The sequence below is a fragment of the Vibrio echinoideorum genome, from assembly GCF_024347455.1.
Taxonomy (GTDB): Bacteria; Pseudomonadota; Gammaproteobacteria; order Enterobacterales; family Vibrionaceae; genus Vibrio; species Vibrio echinoideorum.
Genome location: NZ_AP025483.1, coordinates 3,291,649 through 3,306,121 on the forward strand (window position 1 = coordinate 3,291,649; position 14,473 = coordinate 3,306,121).

The window sequence follows — 14,473 nt, forward strand, 5'->3', positions numbered from 1 at the left end:
CCAAAAACTGGAAGACAAACGCTGACTGCGCAGCGCTTAGTCCATCTTCGTTATATTTATGTCGCTAGAGCAAAGTTGATCGTATTTACCTTCGCTAGATTAACGTTCTGTTTTGCTTGCCACAGATCATAGTGATCCTGCATTGTTAACCAACTCTCCGGGGTTCTACCCAGTGACTTAGAAAGACGTAAAGCCATTTCAGGAGAAACGGCACTTTGGCCTTTAAGAACACGATTCAGCGTAGAAGGTGATACATCAAGCTGCTTTGCAACAAAACGACAGCTATAACTAAACGGTTCCATATATAGATCATAAATAAACTCACCTGGGTGAGGAGGGTTGTGCATACTCATTAGAGATAATCCTCATAATTCAAAATATAGGCATTACCATCAATAAATTCGAAAGTAATACGCCAATTACCATTTACTGTGATTGACCAAATACCATCTCTATCCCCTTTTAATGGGTGAAGCTTAAAACCAGGTAGATCAACATCATCAATAATGGTTGCAGTATCTATAGCTGCCAACTGCATCCTAAGTTTACGCTCATGCTTAGCTTGAATACCGGCTTTACTGCCAGTCTCAAAAAACTTTTTGAGGCCTTTATGCTTGAATGTTTTAATCATACAGAGAGTGTAGCGCGTTGCGCATCATGAATCAAACTTCAAGCAACTTAAGAGCAGATGAGAGATTCGGGTATCGAGATTCGAAGAGCTTGAGAGAAGAAAAAACTAAAAGAAGGAAGATGACATGGAAGACACCACTTACAAAATGCTTTATGACGCACCAATTGGCAAGATGATCATTGTGAGCAATGGTGTGTCGCTTATTGAAATTGACCATGTAAATCATAAAGAGCGAATGACTAGCAATTCAGATGACCTTTGCCAACTGGCAGCGAAACAGTTAGATGAGTACTTTGCAGGTCAACGAATAGAATTCGATTTGCCATTAAGAGCGATAAAAGGCACTGACTTTCAAAAAGCAGCTTGGCAGGCTTTAACAACCATTCCTTATGGCGAAACCATCAGTTACGGTGAGCAAGCAAAGAGAATGGACAACCCAAAAGCCGTAAGAGCAGTGGGTGGTGCGAACGGCAAGAACCCATTTAGTATTGTTGTCCCCTGCCATAGAGTCATCGGCGCAAATGGAACATTAACCGGCTACACCGGCGGCATGAACCGCAAAGAGTGGTTGTTGGATTTTGAACGTTCGGTTATAGATAAAACGCAATAATTTGTCTCACTAGAGCAAAAATATAAACGTTTCGCCATCAAGAAGCGCCATTATCACCAGACAACATATAATCTATATTTAAAATTTCATATGAAGAGGTAATGATAATGTCCACTGAAACGATAGGTTACTTAAAAAAGCACGCAGCCAACCTCGATTTATCTGAACCTATGACCATTACTCAAAATGGTAAGCCCGCTTATACGATTGAATCTTATGACGATAGAAAGCATAGAGAAGAAGCTATAGCGCTAATGAAACTATTATCGTTTTCTATTGATGATAAAAAACATGGCCGAGTCAATTCAGGTACTCAGGTTCGAGATAAACTGGCAAAGCGTAAACAATCGGTTCAATAATCAACATCATCGATACGCTAATAAAAATACGCTCGATTATTTGAGTTTAATCCCATAGGTGTCAATATGGGCAAGTAGCTCATTCGATGTAATTCTATGCTTAACGAGCAAGTCAACCTTGAATGGAAGTGACGATTGTTCTAAACGATCTTGCAAGCCTGCGACGACACTTAACGAAATACCGTCCCCCTCGATAACAATATCGATGTCAGAGTTATCTTTATAAGTTCCAAGGGCTCTAGAACCAAACACCCAGGCATGAATGACTGAAGCATGGTTCAAAACAACATCCTCAATCAGCTGATATTGATGAGGCTTAAGGCCGACAGAGCCTGGGCTAACCAAATAACTATCGATCACATTTAACCTCTTGTTCGCATTGACCCTCTTGATCACATTTAAGCTTTAAATAGAGTGTGACTTGCCCTATCACTGGTGAAAATGACTCTAAGATCAGTGACTGAGCTTCAAGGACATTTTCCTCATCATAGGTGTGGGACAATAAATTTCGTTTTATGAGTGCTTCAAGCATGATCTCACACTGCTCCGAAGATAGGTGCTTAGCTTCTAAGGCCGTACGAAAAACGCTCCTCGGCGAAGCCACATCAAACCCTTCAAACTCAAGTAAGTCTTTAAGGGTCTTCCATGTAAGTTCGAAAGAAAATTCAAAAGTTTGTACTAACCCAGCGAGCTCTAACTCATTGTAGCTATCTTGTGAGCACGCTCTCTTAAGCCTTTGCTGCGCTTTCATTAAGTTTTGCAGTCGTTGCTTCCAACGGTCTGGGTTTAAGTTCATATAAACAGCCTAAATATAAGGTAAAAGACAAGTATAGTAGGAGCCTTAAGCTACCTAATCATCCAAGAAATGTCACTCTTTCGATATTTATCAAGGCCGTTCTTTTCGTCTTTTATTTAAGGTCGTGTCCTTCTGTTCTCCCCTACCTGTATATCCTGCATGTTTTTCTCACCCAATACCTGCCTTAAGCTCTTCGATACTCGCTTACCCGAATCCCGGATCCGCCCTTAAGCTCTTCACATCTCGTTTACCCATACCACCCATCTGCTCTTAAGCTCTTCGAATCCCGTTTACTCGCATCCCGTATCTATACTCAAATTCCAGATACAAAAAACGGCCACACTCGCGTGCAGCCGTTTTCGTATTCGATGAAAAGTAAGTAGCTATTTATTTAAAAAACATCTACTTAACTTAAACAGTCACTGCTTATCTTAAACAGTACTACTTAACTAAAATATCGCCTGACATTTCTGCTGGGATAGCAATACCAGACAGAGAAAGCATCGTTGGTGCTAAGTCAGACAGCTTGCCGCCTTCTTTGAACTCAACGTCTTTGCTACCCACGTAGATAAGTGGTACAGGTAGGTTAGTGTGCGCCGTGTGGATGCCGCCCGTTTCTGGGTTTACCATCATTTCCGCGTTACCGTGGTCTGCAGTGATAAGCAGTTGGCCATCGGCTTCTTTGATTGCTTCAACCACTTTACCAAGACATTCATCTAATAGGCCCAACGTTGAATAAACTAATAGCAACAAGCAAATCAAAACTAAAGACTCGTGTGGGGTAAAACTTGCGCCGTTAAGCCGCTATGCTAATCTCATTTTGTTAGGTGGTTAGTCGGCCCTCAGGTAACCTTCAGTGAAAATCGAGCGTTGGTGATAGGCGCTTACATCAAGAGGACAGCATCATGTTAGCCCCAATTCTCAGTGCGTTGTTAATGACGATTCCCTTTATCGCGGTCAGTGATAAGGTTCCTTCTTGGCTCAATGTCACCGGCTGGGCGTTGATCGTATTGATGCTGTTGCTAGGCTGGGCAACATTAAAAGCCGATAAAATCATCGCTTGGTGTGAAAAGCAACGGGATAACGACCGCCCGACTCGTTAACACGAAGGCTTACCTTTTACTCACATTAACGTATCGAAAGCCGCCGCCTTAAAACGGCGCATTTTCGCTAGGGCTTGTCTTTCACGTCTTGTATTTTCTTCTCTTCAGCGGCATCGGGGCGTCTTGAACACACCTCTTCAAATTGATTTAACGTCGTTTCATCGATCGCGCCTGATTGGTGTAAATCATTGACGGTCTCACTCACTGTCTTCAATACATCGCTCATCTCATCCTCACTTTGATGCTCACAACCTTTGCTTTTGTCCTCTGAGCTTAACAGAAACGATACCAAAACGAACTCATAAGATCAGTCGCAACTGGCAAAGTGAATCAGCGCTTTTCAACGTTAAGCAAACCTTAACTTAAAGACTCAAGTTTGCGACAGAACCGGGGATTCGCAAGAATACGGCGTTGATATGTGTTTTAATCAAAACTTGCAAAAAAGTAATCCATTGGCTTACACTTCATTTATGCATACAATCGTTGAATTACCCGAATACAAGAAACGAGTTGAAAAGCTCCTTTTTGAGGAAGAGAACAAGCAAATCATTAATTATCTAGCAGAGCACCCGAAAGCCGGTGTGTTAATGCAAGGGACAGGTGGAATTCGTAAGCTCAGGTGGGCAAAAGAGGGCAGTGGTAAAGTGGTGGTGTAAGAGTTATCTATTACTACCATAGTGAAGAAATACCATTGTTTATGCTTTCTCTCTTTGGCAAAAACGAGAAAGCTAACTTATCTAAAGCTGAATGTAATGTTCTTAATAAACTAACCAAAATACTTGCAGACAGTTACGGGAGGCAATCATGACTAATGCATTTGAAAGTATCCAGCAAGGTCTAATGGAAGCCATTGAATTCGCAGATGGCGAAAACAAAGAGGCTACAGTTCACAAGTTTGACTCTGTTGACGTTAAAGCGGTGCGTAATAATGTAGCAATGACTCAGACTGAGTTTGCATCTACATTTGGTATCAGTCTAGGTACATTACGTCACTGGGAGCGTGGAGATAGAACACCAAGAGGTCCTGCTTTAGTGTTACTGAATGTACTTGCGAAAGATCCCCAAGCAGTAATCAGAGCTCTTGCTTGAACTACTACACCTCTAAAGGAGTGTTAATTCCTATCGCTCTACCATTAGAATAGAATCGGCTTACATTATCTCTTATAGGCGTTTAACGTGTTGGTCGTCCCTACCACCAAAAGATTTATGCTGGTGACCTTAATCCCTCAAGTGGAAGCGGGTACACCTAAAATGCAATGAGATTAAATGCAATGCAATGTGATATCACGCCTAAAACACACCTAACAGCTTGACGCCCCCCCTGTTCATTGACTAACTTTATAAAAACAGCCGTACACGGTTGTCTTTAAACTCAATATTGTCATGTTCTGGCACTAAGCGAGATAAGTATTGCGGTCTCGCTTCAACCTCGCCATTAAGGTACTGCCTTATAAATAACGGGAAATGGCCGTCCCCTTTACACTCAACTGCACCATGATCGCACCTCTTTGTGCGTCATGCAGTGTCACTCGCGAGACCTTCATACTCTCGCTCACTAACTGGCGACACCGCTTGTATTGCTGTGTTGCAGTGCTGCTGATTGTTACTCAGCGCTGAGATGGGATTGCCCATCAAGGACCTGATAACCTCACGCGCAGACTTGATCATGCTCCATCCTGATCACACTTAACTCTCTATTTTCTCACTGAAACATACGACATTCGGATAATCGGATTGCGTACGTTCGGCTTACTTTTATCATGCCTAAAGGATTTTACTTATGGGTAGACAATCAAATGAAAAAAAACGCAACCGAGCCAACAATGCCGGCGGCGTTCCCGTCGATGCGTATAACGTCGCCCTTGCCATCGCCAATGTGTTGCATGAACTCAGACCCAAGACGTCGGGCGTGCTGACTGAACCCACTACGCCCCTCAACCTTTATCACATTTACTTCCTGTATTTATGGATCGCAGGCCATCTGTCTGGCATCGAAAGAGAACAGGATATTCCCGATCTGGTGTTGGTCTCAGGGCGAGTCGATTGTGCGCTTCATCACCTTCGCCGAGTGCGTGAAGGTGGCGTTTCATGGGTCGAATATGCCATACCTTGCGCCCTGGCAAAGGAAACCGTGTATTTATGGCAACCCATGCCAGAAGCGCTCAATGCCGTCTTTAGCTATTGGCTCACTCATCATGACACGGAGCTTCGCCTCACTAAAATGCAAAAGAAACAGCTCTTTTGGCGATTAAAAAAGAGAAAGCTACGCACGCCGGAGGCGCTGAGAAGCCAACTTGTGCTGCGAAAAGACCTCTTGTATTCCTACATCGAGCGAATGGCACATTGCGATCCTTATCTCTCACTTCCAGCTCAAAAACTCATCACAGCCAAGAAAGTCCACCATCACAGTGCACTGAGTTACCAAATGCTGAACTGCGATCAAATTCGCTATGAGATTTTTTGTGCGCACAACCGCTATTTGCAGAGACTCATTCCCCAAATAAACCAGCGTCATATTAAACCCTTTTGTGATGTCAGGCTTCCCACCACTGGCGCACTTATTCCCGTCTTTACAACACTTAACGAGCGTCCCCCTTACCTGAAAAAAGCAGGCGCGATCGTGGCGTTCACTCTCGAACTGACCGAGGGCGCTCGAACCTATATTCCAATACCGCCCATTTCCATTGGCTCTACGCGCGCGATACCGATTCCCAAGCTGAGCCTCTTCTTTGGTCACCTTCGCCAACAACTGGCAACGGCACCAGAGAAAAACGCCTCCCAAGACGCGCTTCGTGAGTATTACAACGCGCGCACCTACGAGCTGGCGTTGTTATTTGTCCTTCTTACCGGCGCTCGTCCTACTCACCACATCTCGATAGAGCGGGAAGCCTGCTTTGATTTACAACGCGCCCTTATCAAAGACAAGGGACGCTACCGCCTTATCGATATTCCGAACTACTTACGACAAGCGATTGAGTCTTACCTTAAACTTCAAGCGCACGTGCTCCAAACGTTAGCGCCCAATGACGCCTCTGCCATGACGACCCTGTGGTACTTGATTGATGAGAACAACGCCGCCGTTCCCCTCACCGCAAAAACCTTGAGGTTGTTTATGCATGCACAGTGGCAGCATTGCTTTCAACAAAGGCTGGGGGCCCCCGAAGAAAAAGTCGTCCCTTACCAGCTTCGTCACAGCTTTGCCCAACACGCCTTGATGGCCACTCACCCACGCTTAACCACCCAACAAATTGATGTACTGATGGGCCACAGCGAACTGGGTGAACACCTTGGCAGCGCTTATGCTTTTCAAGCTTGCAACCAAACATTGATTGCGCATTTGAACCACTGGCCATCGCGGCTGCAGCTCTCTGCCATTACGCCCTGCCCTTCAAAAAAGGACCGTGCCTTATGAACCGTCAAAGCCACACCGCAAAACACATCCATCACTTCTATCAACAGCAGTCGATAGCGTGCACTGAAGTTGACACCTTCGAGGCCTTCTTAACGCTGCTTTCCCAAGAGAGGGGCCAAGAAAGTGAGCATGAACGCCAATTGACCGAGTCACAAATGGCCTCGATAAACCGAGCCATTTCAGGTATCCCAACAGGCCGGCAAAGAGCCTTAAAACGGGCGCGTGATGAGACGCTTTACTACCTAAACCAGGTGTGTGGCTGGGTCTTACCACCGGTAAAGGTGCAACAATTTAACGATCATGAACACTTGTGGTTGGTCTCGCTGTATCAACAAAGTGCAAGGGCTCATGCTATCTCTATGCACTACCAACAAGAGAGCCAGCACCGTATCAAGCAAAGAGGAGCCCCAAACTTGGCATGGACCGTGTTGACCTTGATGAGAGAAGTGGCGCCTCTGCCGCTCAACGCTTGGTGTGAAAGACTCAATGATCCCACCCCGCTGGAGCGCATTGGCGATCAACTCACCCTAACCATCACGCACCCTGTTAACCTGTCGTATTTTGATGATACCGAACCCGTCAGTTTTACGCGCTACGCCGTATCACCGCTTGCTGCCCGCGCCTTCTATGACTGGCAGTGCCGACAAGAGCCGGGCAACCCAAGAGTGACACTTAACCGATTGCTCAACTCACTCGATGATTTTTATCCCTCTGCGCAGCGCAAAGCGCTTACCCCTCATCAATGGCAACAATCTGTCCAAACCTTATGGCTCCATCGCTTCGCCATCCCCCCTGAAATATTAAAAGATTTCTCTGAGCCCATGCGCCATGTAAGTGCGTTACCACAAGAGGCGGCCTCATCGCGCGTAGCCACAGCGCAAGATATTTATCAGCCGCCACCGTTTGCGAAGATACCCTCCCGAGCCCCAAACCAAGAGACTCCGTTTCATCGCTGGCCTCACGCCATGCTCATCAAGTCGCTCAATACGCCCCACCAAGCCGCGCCCACTCAACCCGAGTGGCAAGCAGACAACCTGTTGCCCCGCTTATTGTTTGATTATGTGCAAGAACTGAAGCAATTTGGCGGTGTGAAAAAAAACACCCTCAGCCCCGCCACCTTGCTGCGCTACACCAGTTTTAAAAATGAACTGTCGACGACCCCACTCCCTCTCTCGATCGCCAATGACAGAGAAGCCCTGCAACAATGGGCCAAAGATCGATACCGCCTCATCCAAGACGAGACAATGGAAAAATGGACTCTGTATCAATTCTTCCGTTTTCTTACTCAGCAATCCATCACTGAGCACTTAGATCTCTCGACCTTCATCAAACCGACCCAAAGCCTAAAAATTGATGCCCTTTCTCTTAGCGCTGAAGAGGTGCACCACCTGGTCACTCAGTTATTAACGCACAGCCTGTCCCCGATGCAGGCGTTGTTTGCGAGTGTCAGCGCGTTATTGAGTTATTACGGCGCCCTTCGACGCGGGGAACTCTTACGCCTGCGCCTTCAAGATATTCGATGCACCCACGAAAAAGGTCAGTTATTTGCGATCTACATTACCAATACAGAGGAAGGCAAAACAAAAAGCGGAGACACGCGCACGGTTCAGGTTGTGATGCCCGAAATCGGCGCCAAATTAATACGGTTATTACTGGCGTTCAAAGCCAACCGCCCTCCTAGCGAGCCATTCATTGGCTTTGAAGACGAGTCCATCCATTTACGAGCGCGCCACTACCTTTTGCCTATCACGAAAGTGCTCAAACAATTACACGGTAAAAAAGCGCGCTTTCATCACCTTCGTCACAGCGGCGCCAAGCTGCTCTATCAACAAGCACTTTGCCTTGCTAACGGTGCGGCGCCAAAGGCTTGGCATAAAACGCATCAACCCGTCACCGCGTCTCTCTTCTCAACATCCGTTGTTGAGCAGCGATTTCAATACTGGTTGCAAGGGCGTTCATTTTCAGAGTTAAACAATATGCTGCTGTTTGATGAAATCGGTCGAATGCTGGGCCATCAACACTATGCGACAACTCGACTGCATTACCTGCATGGTATGGAATGGGTCGCGCCTGCCTTTCTCCCTCAACAGCGAGAATACACACATGCCGAGCTGAGATACCTCTGGGGAATGAAGCCAGGTTCCAATGATATCACTCGTCTTCTGATGAGGCTCAGCCCTCAATACGCCGAGCTTTCATCCTCTGAAAAGCAGCGCCACCTGCCGAGCTTTACTCATGCACAGCTGACGGAGGCTCTGAGCCAACGTTTGGGCAGCAAGCGCAAACCAAATGGTGATAAAGAACAGCTTCAAGAGGCGGAGTCAAACGACAACGAGTGGATTGGACTTTGGACAAAAGGCGTCTCAAGTGGAACCCAAACCCGCCCTTATCGTTTTCAGTGGGAAACTCGAGAGCAAATCAAACGCTTAAAAGAAACGCCTTTGGCTTTTTCCATGGTGAGTGACGCATGGCGCGCCTTTGGGCAATACCAAGGCATTGAATGGAATAAAGCCGCTACGTCCCCTTGGCGAGCTACACCTCGAAAAGAAACCGCCGCAAAGCAATGACGAGGGAATGATCAATGGCAAGCAATTGTATTTTCTTAGCCCATGCAACCAAAAGGTGGAAAAAGCGCTCCACACCCTCAAGCAATCACCGCTCAAATACCATTGTCATATCACGCTGCATCAAAACCGAAAACGTCTCGACAGTAAAAAATGGGACTTTATACAGGCGGCTTTACTCACAGCAAAAGACACCGCGAATAAAATCATCATCCCCACCGGTCGCACTCAACTCAAGATAGCGTTGGAGTTAGAGGTCACCGATCCACTTCTTCTTGAGCAATTTCAAACCTGGTGGAACACCATGATACTTAACGCCTCACAGCCAAAAGGACACACATTATGAACACATTGAACTTTCAACCAGAAGTACACGCACGCATTACCGAGCTGGTTAGCGGCATCAAAAAAGGCAGCGAGCATCCCTTTGTCACCTTCATTGTCACTGATAAATCGCTTCACCTCATTGGCGGCGCGACGGAGAAGCTCATCATGACCACGTTGGACAGAGCGTCGGATTGCACATTGGACAACGCCGCTTTCTCGTTTAGCGCCACCGCTTTTGCCAACCTATGGCTGTGCCAAACCAATCATATCGACCAAAAAGAAACGATTTCATTGCAGCTCCGTCATGACAACCAACAAGACGGCGTCGTGCTGGAAGGGCGAACCGAACTGAACTCCTTTCGCTACGCCCTCGCGCAGCCCGCTTGTGAACATCATCTGGCCTTCTTTGATAGCGTCATGACGCACCCCAAGCAAATTATTGAGACCAAGCAAGCGCTGGCGATATGTCAACTGGCCAATACCTGCACCCCTTTCTCAGTGTTTGAGGTCAACAAAGACAGCAACCGCGTTCAAATAGAGCGAGACAACGACATCATTCCTTTCGCGCTTCCTAAGGGTATGAACATCGACATCGATATGGCCCTGACTCCAGAGGCCAAGCACTCACTGGAATCGATCGCGCAAACAACACAAAGCGAGACCTTGTCTGTCTATATCGATGATGAGCAAGCGATGTTTAGCGATGGAGAGCAGGTGTATTGCCACTCCCTGGCGCCCTTGCGCGCCTACCGAGAAAGACAGCAGCAACACTTTGAGTTAGAAGCCAAAGTGGTGATTGATGTTCATGAATTTAAAGCCGAAAGGGACAATTTTCAAAAAATCGAAGAGATTAAAAAAACCAACCAAGCCTTACTTTACCTCACCCCTGAGAGTATGTATTTCGCGAGCTTAGCACCCAAAGTTGGCGCCTTAATGGCACTCACGACCAAGAGTATCATTACTTCACAAGAGCAACTGTATAGCGTCAACCTCAACGCCTTATCAAATGTACGTATCAAAGACATCACATCGGCTGATCAAGTCAAGATGACGGTGCTGCGCAGCGCGCAAGGTGAACTCAAATTGGGGTTTCACAATGACGAAGATGGGAAGCACCCTTATTACAGTGTGCCTTTGGAGCGTGCTTTGCCACTCTTGCCTGAGCTAAAACGGATCATCGATATCTCACAGCTCTCAAGTGATAAGCCTGAACAAAACGATCTGTTTGGATTTGATGACGTGTAATGCCATTAATGAGAGTCAGTAAGTGCTCAGACGTCGCGTAGGGAAGGCTTGATAACAAGACCGATGCCGATAAGTAGTGATTCTACAATCAACATGTCTAAGATCAGATCCATTGCCTTAAAAGTCACAACTACGTTAATCACGTATAGCTTCGCCATCTGTACGTTACTTGCGTATACTTTGCGAATGAAAAGTATATTTGTCGAATCAACCATATTTGAAAAGTATCGTAATGAATATCTAAGTGATGATGAGTTTAGGCTTTTTCAAGCTGAGTTAATGTCTAATCCAAAACAGGGGGACGTGATTCAGGGTACAGGTGGTTTGCGAAAGATTCGAGTTGCAAGTAAGGGCAAGCGTGGCGGGTCTCGTATTATCTATTACTTCCTCGATGAAAAGCGTCGGTTCTACTTACTGACAATTTATGGCAAGAATGAAATGTCCGATTTAACCGCAGACCAAAAGAAACAACTAAAGGCTTTTATGGAGGCGTGGCGTAATGAGCAATCGTGATCTATTTACAGAGTTAAGTTCAGCTCTTATTGAGGCTCAAGAGTATTCCAAGGGCAAACTAACTCTTAAAACTCATCATGTTAAAGATATCCGCGAACTAGATATTTCACCTGATGAAATCGTGAGTATTCGTGAACAGTTTAATATGTCGCGTGGTGTGTTTGCGCGTTTGCTGCATACATCATCTCGTACACTAGAAAACTGGGAACAAGGGCGTAGCGCACCAAATGGACAAGCGGTAACTCTTCTAAAATTGGTTCAGCGTCATCCGGAAACTCTGTCTCACATCACTGAGCTCTAAGCGCTTAAGAATTTAAAATACTTTTTGTGACTGCTCACCGCCTATCGGGCGATGCTTCTTTCGTTAGCCATTGCTCGATAGTATCGAGACTTACGCAGCTTCACTAAGTGCTTACCTTTTTCTTTGCAGCTTGTACTCCAATTTAACGACAAAGCTATGCCACGAGGCATCCGCTATGTGTTTCGCCAGTTTGCGGTTTTTCATCATATTGGATTTCAACGTCTCAACAATCACAGCGTGGTTTTTGTCAACGAAAGTTAGACTCACGGTCAAGCCAGCAAGGCTGCTTTCTTGATTGCGCAGTCTTGTGAGACAGTTGTGCCACTTCGCCTCTTCATGAGTATCTATTTACTCACAATTTGAAAAAAACAGCATTATTGCGTATTATTTTACACATAAAATACAAGTGAGGTGCAGCCAATGGAAGAATTAACAGTACAAGCTTTTATCAAAGGTGAATGGCTCGATGTTGCTCTCATCTCATTCCCTAAGAGTGCTCAGCATAACTTCCAAATTTCTGAACTCAATTATCTCAGTGATTATGCTCTCTATCATCATGATAAAGACGATTTGCATGCAGTTTCGATCAATCACCCTGTTTCTTTTTTCTTTGATGATATGGGAAAACCTGGTTGGTTAAGATTCCTAGACGACATAATGCCAAGTGGTGCTAGTAGAAGGTACTGGGTCAAGCACTTAGATATTGAGGATCTAAGCTTCGATGAACAAGACTTTGTTTTACTTAAGTTTGGGACGATGTCGCCTATCGGCAATTTACGGGTGAAAGAGTCTCTTCCTGAGCGTTACGAAATATCAGACAACCTCTATTTCTCTGTTGAGGATGTTAAGAACCGAGCGGGTGATTTCCTCGACTATGCACAGCAAAGAGGCGCAGCGGCAGGTGGAGCGACGGGCGCGGGAGGAGAGGCCCCTAAATTACTCCTACGTAGCGAGATAACCCCTCACACTGGCGACGAAAAAATATGGATAGATCCCTATCAAGATGACCCTAGCAATCACGATTTACACTACCTGGTAAAATACCCCAGAGGTTCGAGAAGCACCGTCGACTGTAATATTCTAAGAGCTGAGTTCTATTACTATCATGCACTTACTGAAATGGGTTTTGATACGATTCCAATACAAGGCATGCGCTTAGAAGAAGGTCTTAATTACCCTTCGTTATGGCTACCTAGATTTGATATTCAAATCAATAAGGAACAGGTGGAAAAATTCGGTATGGAATCCGTATACTCCATGCTAAATAAAGGTGCAGGAGTCACTCTCAACCACGAAGCCACTATCAGAAGCCTCATAGAAAAGATGACCCAAAGCCACATGGTTCAACATCAAGGGTATGCTTTCGACCCCCAGGAGTTCGTCGTTGAGTGGGTAAAGCGAGATTTACTCAATATCTTGTTTGGGAATAGTGACAACCACGGAAGAAATACTTCCTTCCTGAGAGGGGACGGTTTTATTAAGCTGGCTCCTATATACGACTTTGCACCAATGAAAGCCGATCCCGAGGGCATTCCAAGAAGCACAAAATGGCAAGCACCACTCGAAGTCGGCGGAACCTATGATTTTATAGGAATAGCTGAATCCCTGTCAGATCTAGTACCAACAGCCGTCCTTCTTGAAGAACTAAGAGATACAGCCGCTAAATGCCTTGACCTTAAAAAGAGACTGGAAGAACAAGGTGTACCAAAACAAATCTTGGAGATGCCAGCAATTGGGTTTAATCATATATCTGAAAAATTGACAAAATGGGGGCTAGCATGAGTAAGAGTAGCCGATCAAATAAAGAGACTGTACATGAGACCGTAGCTCGCCTAAGAGCAAGCCGAGAACAGCCAAAGTCAATAGCTTCCCATCAACCAACACACTCGGGAAAGAGTAAATTACAACCAAATACTCAAGCAAAACAGAAGGTATCTAAGAACTCAAAAGCGATCAGGGCATCTGATCGTAAAACGGCTATGGACGATATTATCAAACAACTCTTGCTTGGTGGGCTCACACAAGGCCAAGCCCTTAGAACACTGCGAGTGAACATACTAGGCCTAAAACAGGATGTTTTTGCAAAACTCGTCGATGTCTCAAGAAAAACACTCTCAGATATTGAGAATGATAGAGGTAGCTACAACACCGAGGTTCTAAACAAAGTATTCAAACCTTTTGGTATGAAAACGGGGTTAATTCCCTCATCGCCGAGTTTACTCATTTCTCTATTAAACAGTAACGAGACAGAGTGATACAAACTACAGTGAATTCTGATGCAATTCCACAAAGACGGAGAACAAGCTGACAGGTTTGGGTTTGATGACACATCAGCGGCGCACCAATGAACCATCATTTTTGATGAAAAAACCACCAAAAGCACTGGACATCGATCCAGTAAACTACTAGAGTCAATATTGAACGTTTTATAGGCTATCGGAAGAAATGGGCGTGAAGACGCGTTTTGAGATTCGGAAGATACCGTGAAATACGTTGGCAGATGATGACCTTGCGTCACAACGCCACACACAATATGCAGTTGGGATAGGAAGGCGGCAACCTTCCTACCCCGTACCGGCTGCGCACCTTAAAGCAACCCAGCCGATGGCTCG

The 14,473-nt window shown here is 45.6% G+C and carries 19 protein-coding genes and 1 pseudogene; 13 read left to right on the top strand and 7 right to left on the bottom strand.

Features of this window, described 5'->3' with window-relative positions; genetic code table 11:
* Nucleotides 1-56: 56 nt before the first annotated feature.
* On the bottom strand, nucleotides 57-353 hold the full coding sequence (locus OCV36_RS14870; RefSeq protein ID WP_135455599.1) for a HigA family addiction module antitoxin: 297 nt from the start codon (nucleotides 351-353) through the stop codon (nucleotides 57-59).
* On the bottom strand, nucleotides 353-631 hold the full coding sequence (locus OCV36_RS14875; protein WP_102481902.1) for a type II toxin-antitoxin system RelE/ParE family toxin: 279 nt from the start codon (nucleotides 629-631) through the stop codon (nucleotides 353-355). The genes OCV36_RS14870 and OCV36_RS14875 overlap by 1 nt, the downstream gene beginning before the upstream one ends.
* Before the next feature lie 124 nt (nucleotides 632-755).
* Between OCV36_RS14875 and OCV36_RS14880 the strand changes: the two genes are divergently transcribed.
* Entirely contained in the window at nucleotides 756-1,241 is a 486-nt protein-coding gene (locus OCV36_RS14880) for a methylated-DNA--[protein]-cysteine S-methyltransferase (RefSeq protein ID WP_135455601.1), read from the top strand.
* 107 nt (nucleotides 1,242-1,348) lie between these two features.
* Entirely contained in the window at nucleotides 1,349-1,600 is a 252-nt protein-coding gene (locus OCV36_RS14885; RefSeq protein WP_017093685.1) for a type II toxin-antitoxin system Phd/YefM family antitoxin, read from the top strand.
* Nucleotides 1,601-1,636: 36 nt separating this feature from the next.
* On the opposite strand, the gene OCV36_RS14890 is transcribed toward OCV36_RS14885, so the two are convergent.
* The 3 genes and pseudogenes from OCV36_RS14890 to OCV36_RS14900 all read right to left on the bottom strand — a co-directional run.
* Complete coding sequence (locus OCV36_RS14890; protein ID WP_017093684.1) at nucleotides 1,637-1,960, bottom strand: nucleotidyltransferase family protein; 324 nt, start codon at nucleotides 1,958-1,960, stop codon at nucleotides 1,637-1,639.
* Nucleotides 1,950-2,396 carry an HI0074 family nucleotidyltransferase substrate-binding subunit gene (locus tag OCV36_RS14895; RefSeq protein ID WP_135455603.1) on the bottom strand — a complete coding sequence of 149 codons (447 nt, stop codon included), beginning with the start codon at nucleotides 2,394-2,396 and terminating at the stop codon, nucleotides 1,950-1,952. The genes OCV36_RS14890 and OCV36_RS14895 overlap by 11 nt, the downstream gene beginning before the upstream one ends.
* Before the next feature lie 441 nt (nucleotides 2,397-2,837).
* Nucleotides 2,838-3,116 (bottom strand): annotated as a pseudogene (locus OCV36_RS14900) (2,3-bisphosphoglycerate-independent phosphoglycerate mutase); the annotation flags it as partial.
* Nucleotides 3,117-3,301: 185 nt separating this feature from the next.
* On the opposite strand from OCV36_RS14900, the gene OCV36_RS14905 reads away from it, so the two are divergent.
* A complete protein-coding gene (locus tag OCV36_RS14905) occupies nucleotides 3,302-3,499 on the top strand; it encodes a hypothetical protein (protein ID WP_102481905.1) in 198 nt (65 codons plus the stop codon).
* 67 nt (nucleotides 3,500-3,566) lie between these two features.
* Here the strand turns inward: OCV36_RS14905 and OCV36_RS14910 are convergent, their stop codons facing one another.
* On the bottom strand, nucleotides 3,567-3,725 hold the full coding sequence (locus OCV36_RS14910; protein ID WP_170962346.1) for a hypothetical protein: 159 nt from the start codon (nucleotides 3,723-3,725) through the stop codon (nucleotides 3,567-3,569).
* Between the two features lie 190 nt (nucleotides 3,726-3,915).
* On the opposite strand from OCV36_RS14910, the gene OCV36_RS14915 reads away from it, so the two are divergent.
* From OCV36_RS14915 to OCV36_RS14940, 6 genes are all read left to right on the top strand, one after another.
* Nucleotides 3,916-4,155 (top strand): hypothetical protein, encoded by a 240-nt coding sequence (locus OCV36_RS14915; protein WP_210114711.1) that lies wholly within the window; start codon nucleotides 3,916-3,918, stop codon nucleotides 4,153-4,155.
* A gap of 148 nt (nucleotides 4,156-4,303) precedes the next feature.
* Nucleotides 4,304-4,588, top strand: coding sequence for a NadS family protein (gene nadS, locus OCV36_RS14920; protein WP_017067989.1), 285 nt, complete (start codon nucleotides 4,304-4,306; stop codon nucleotides 4,586-4,588).
* Between the two features lie 691 nt (nucleotides 4,589-5,279).
* Nucleotides 5,280-6,911, top strand: coding sequence for a site-specific integrase (locus OCV36_RS14925; RefSeq protein WP_135455605.1), 1,632 nt, complete (start codon nucleotides 5,280-5,282; stop codon nucleotides 6,909-6,911).
* A complete protein-coding gene (locus OCV36_RS14930; RefSeq protein ID WP_135455607.1) occupies nucleotides 6,908-9,478 on the top strand; it encodes a tyrosine-type recombinase/integrase in 2,571 nt (856 codons plus the stop codon). Before OCV36_RS14925 ends, OCV36_RS14930 begins: the two co-directional genes overlap by 4 nt.
* Nucleotides 9,479-9,485: 7 nt before the next feature.
* Nucleotides 9,486-9,821 (top strand): hypothetical protein, encoded by a 336-nt coding sequence (locus OCV36_RS14935; RefSeq protein WP_135455609.1) that lies wholly within the window; start codon nucleotides 9,486-9,488, stop codon nucleotides 9,819-9,821.
* Entirely contained in the window at nucleotides 9,818-11,047 is a 1,230-nt protein-coding gene (locus OCV36_RS14940; RefSeq protein WP_135455610.1) for a hypothetical protein, read from the top strand. Before OCV36_RS14935 ends, OCV36_RS14940 begins: the two co-directional genes overlap by 4 nt.
* Before the next feature lie 26 nt (nucleotides 11,048-11,073).
* Here the strand turns inward: OCV36_RS14940 and OCV36_RS14945 are convergent, their stop codons facing one another.
* Complete coding sequence (locus tag OCV36_RS14945; RefSeq protein ID WP_261887525.1) at nucleotides 11,074-11,205, bottom strand: hypothetical protein; 132 nt, start codon at nucleotides 11,203-11,205, stop codon at nucleotides 11,074-11,076.
* 28 nt (nucleotides 11,206-11,233) lie between these two features.
* On the opposite strand from OCV36_RS14945, the gene OCV36_RS14950 reads away from it, so the two are divergent.
* The 4 genes from OCV36_RS14950 (at nucleotide 11,234) to OCV36_RS14965 (ending at nucleotide 14,116) form a co-directional block, all read left to right on the top strand.
* On the top strand, nucleotides 11,234-11,560 hold the full coding sequence (locus tag OCV36_RS14950) for a type II toxin-antitoxin system RelE/ParE family toxin (RefSeq protein ID WP_135455612.1): 327 nt from the start codon (nucleotides 11,234-11,236) through the stop codon (nucleotides 11,558-11,560).
* Nucleotides 11,547-11,861 (top strand): helix-turn-helix domain-containing protein, encoded by a 315-nt coding sequence (locus OCV36_RS14955; protein WP_135455613.1) that lies wholly within the window; start codon nucleotides 11,547-11,549, stop codon nucleotides 11,859-11,861. Before OCV36_RS14950 ends, OCV36_RS14955 begins: the two co-directional genes overlap by 14 nt.
* Nucleotides 11,862-12,281: 420 nt before the next feature.
* Nucleotides 12,282-13,643, top strand: coding sequence for a type II toxin-antitoxin system HipA family toxin (locus tag OCV36_RS14960; RefSeq protein WP_167853017.1), 1,362 nt, complete (start codon nucleotides 12,282-12,284; stop codon nucleotides 13,641-13,643).
* Complete coding sequence (locus tag OCV36_RS14965) at nucleotides 13,628-14,116, top strand: helix-turn-helix transcriptional regulator (RefSeq protein WP_135455618.1); 489 nt, start codon at nucleotides 13,628-13,630, stop codon at nucleotides 14,114-14,116. The genes OCV36_RS14960 and OCV36_RS14965 overlap by 16 nt, the downstream gene beginning before the upstream one ends.
* Nucleotides 14,117-14,473: the final 357 nt, after the last annotated feature.

Bases quoted from the DNA above. Each gene is read 5' to 3' on its own strand.
- OCV36_RS14870 (WP_135455599.1), bottom strand. From the start codon at position 353: ATGAGTATGCACAACCCTCCTCACCCAGGTGAGTTTATTTATGATCTA.
- OCV36_RS14875 (WP_102481902.1), bottom strand. From the start codon at position 631: ATGATTAAAACATTCAAGCATAAAGGCCTCAAAAAGTTTTTTGAGACT.
- OCV36_RS14880 (WP_135455601.1), top strand. From the start codon at position 756: ATGGAAGACACCACTTACAAAATGCTTTATGACGCACCAATTGGCAAG.
- OCV36_RS14885 (WP_017093685.1), top strand. From the start codon at position 1,349: ATGTCCACTGAAACGATAGGTTACTTAAAAAAGCACGCAGCCAACCTC.
- OCV36_RS14895 (WP_135455603.1), bottom strand. From the start codon at position 2,396: ATGAACTTAAACCCAGACCGTTGGAAGCAACGACTGCAAAACTTAATG.
- OCV36_RS14905 (WP_102481905.1), top strand. From the start codon at position 3,302: ATGTTAGCCCCAATTCTCAGTGCGTTGTTAATGACGATTCCCTTTATC.
- OCV36_RS14910 (WP_170962346.1), bottom strand. From the start codon at position 3,725: ATGAGCGATGTATTGAAGACAGTGAGTGAGACCGTCAATGATTTACAC.
- OCV36_RS14915 (WP_210114711.1), top strand. From the start codon at position 3,916: ATGTGTTTTAATCAAAACTTGCAAAAAAGTAATCCATTGGCTTACACT.
- nadS (WP_017067989.1), top strand. From the start codon at position 4,304: ATGACTAATGCATTTGAAAGTATCCAGCAAGGTCTAATGGAAGCCATT.
- OCV36_RS14925 (WP_135455605.1), top strand. From the start codon at position 5,280: ATGGGTAGACAATCAAATGAAAAAAAACGCAACCGAGCCAACAATGCC.
- OCV36_RS14930 (WP_135455607.1), top strand. From the start codon at position 6,908: ATGAACCGTCAAAGCCACACCGCAAAACACATCCATCACTTCTATCAA.
- OCV36_RS14935 (WP_135455609.1), top strand. From the start codon at position 9,486: ATGATCAATGGCAAGCAATTGTATTTTCTTAGCCCATGCAACCAAAAG.
- OCV36_RS14940 (WP_135455610.1), top strand. From the start codon at position 9,818: ATGAACACATTGAACTTTCAACCAGAAGTACACGCACGCATTACCGAG.
- OCV36_RS14945 (WP_261887525.1), bottom strand. From the start codon at position 11,205: ATGGCGAAGCTATACGTGATTAACGTAGTTGTGACTTTTAAGGCAATG.
- OCV36_RS14950 (WP_135455612.1), top strand. From the start codon at position 11,234: ATGAAAAGTATATTTGTCGAATCAACCATATTTGAAAAGTATCGTAAT.
- OCV36_RS14955 (WP_135455613.1), top strand. From the start codon at position 11,547: ATGAGCAATCGTGATCTATTTACAGAGTTAAGTTCAGCTCTTATTGAG.
- OCV36_RS14960 (WP_167853017.1), top strand. From the start codon at position 12,282: ATGGAAGAATTAACAGTACAAGCTTTTATCAAAGGTGAATGGCTCGAT.
- OCV36_RS14965 (WP_135455618.1), top strand. From the start codon at position 13,628: ATGGGGGCTAGCATGAGTAAGAGTAGCCGATCAAATAAAGAGACTGTA.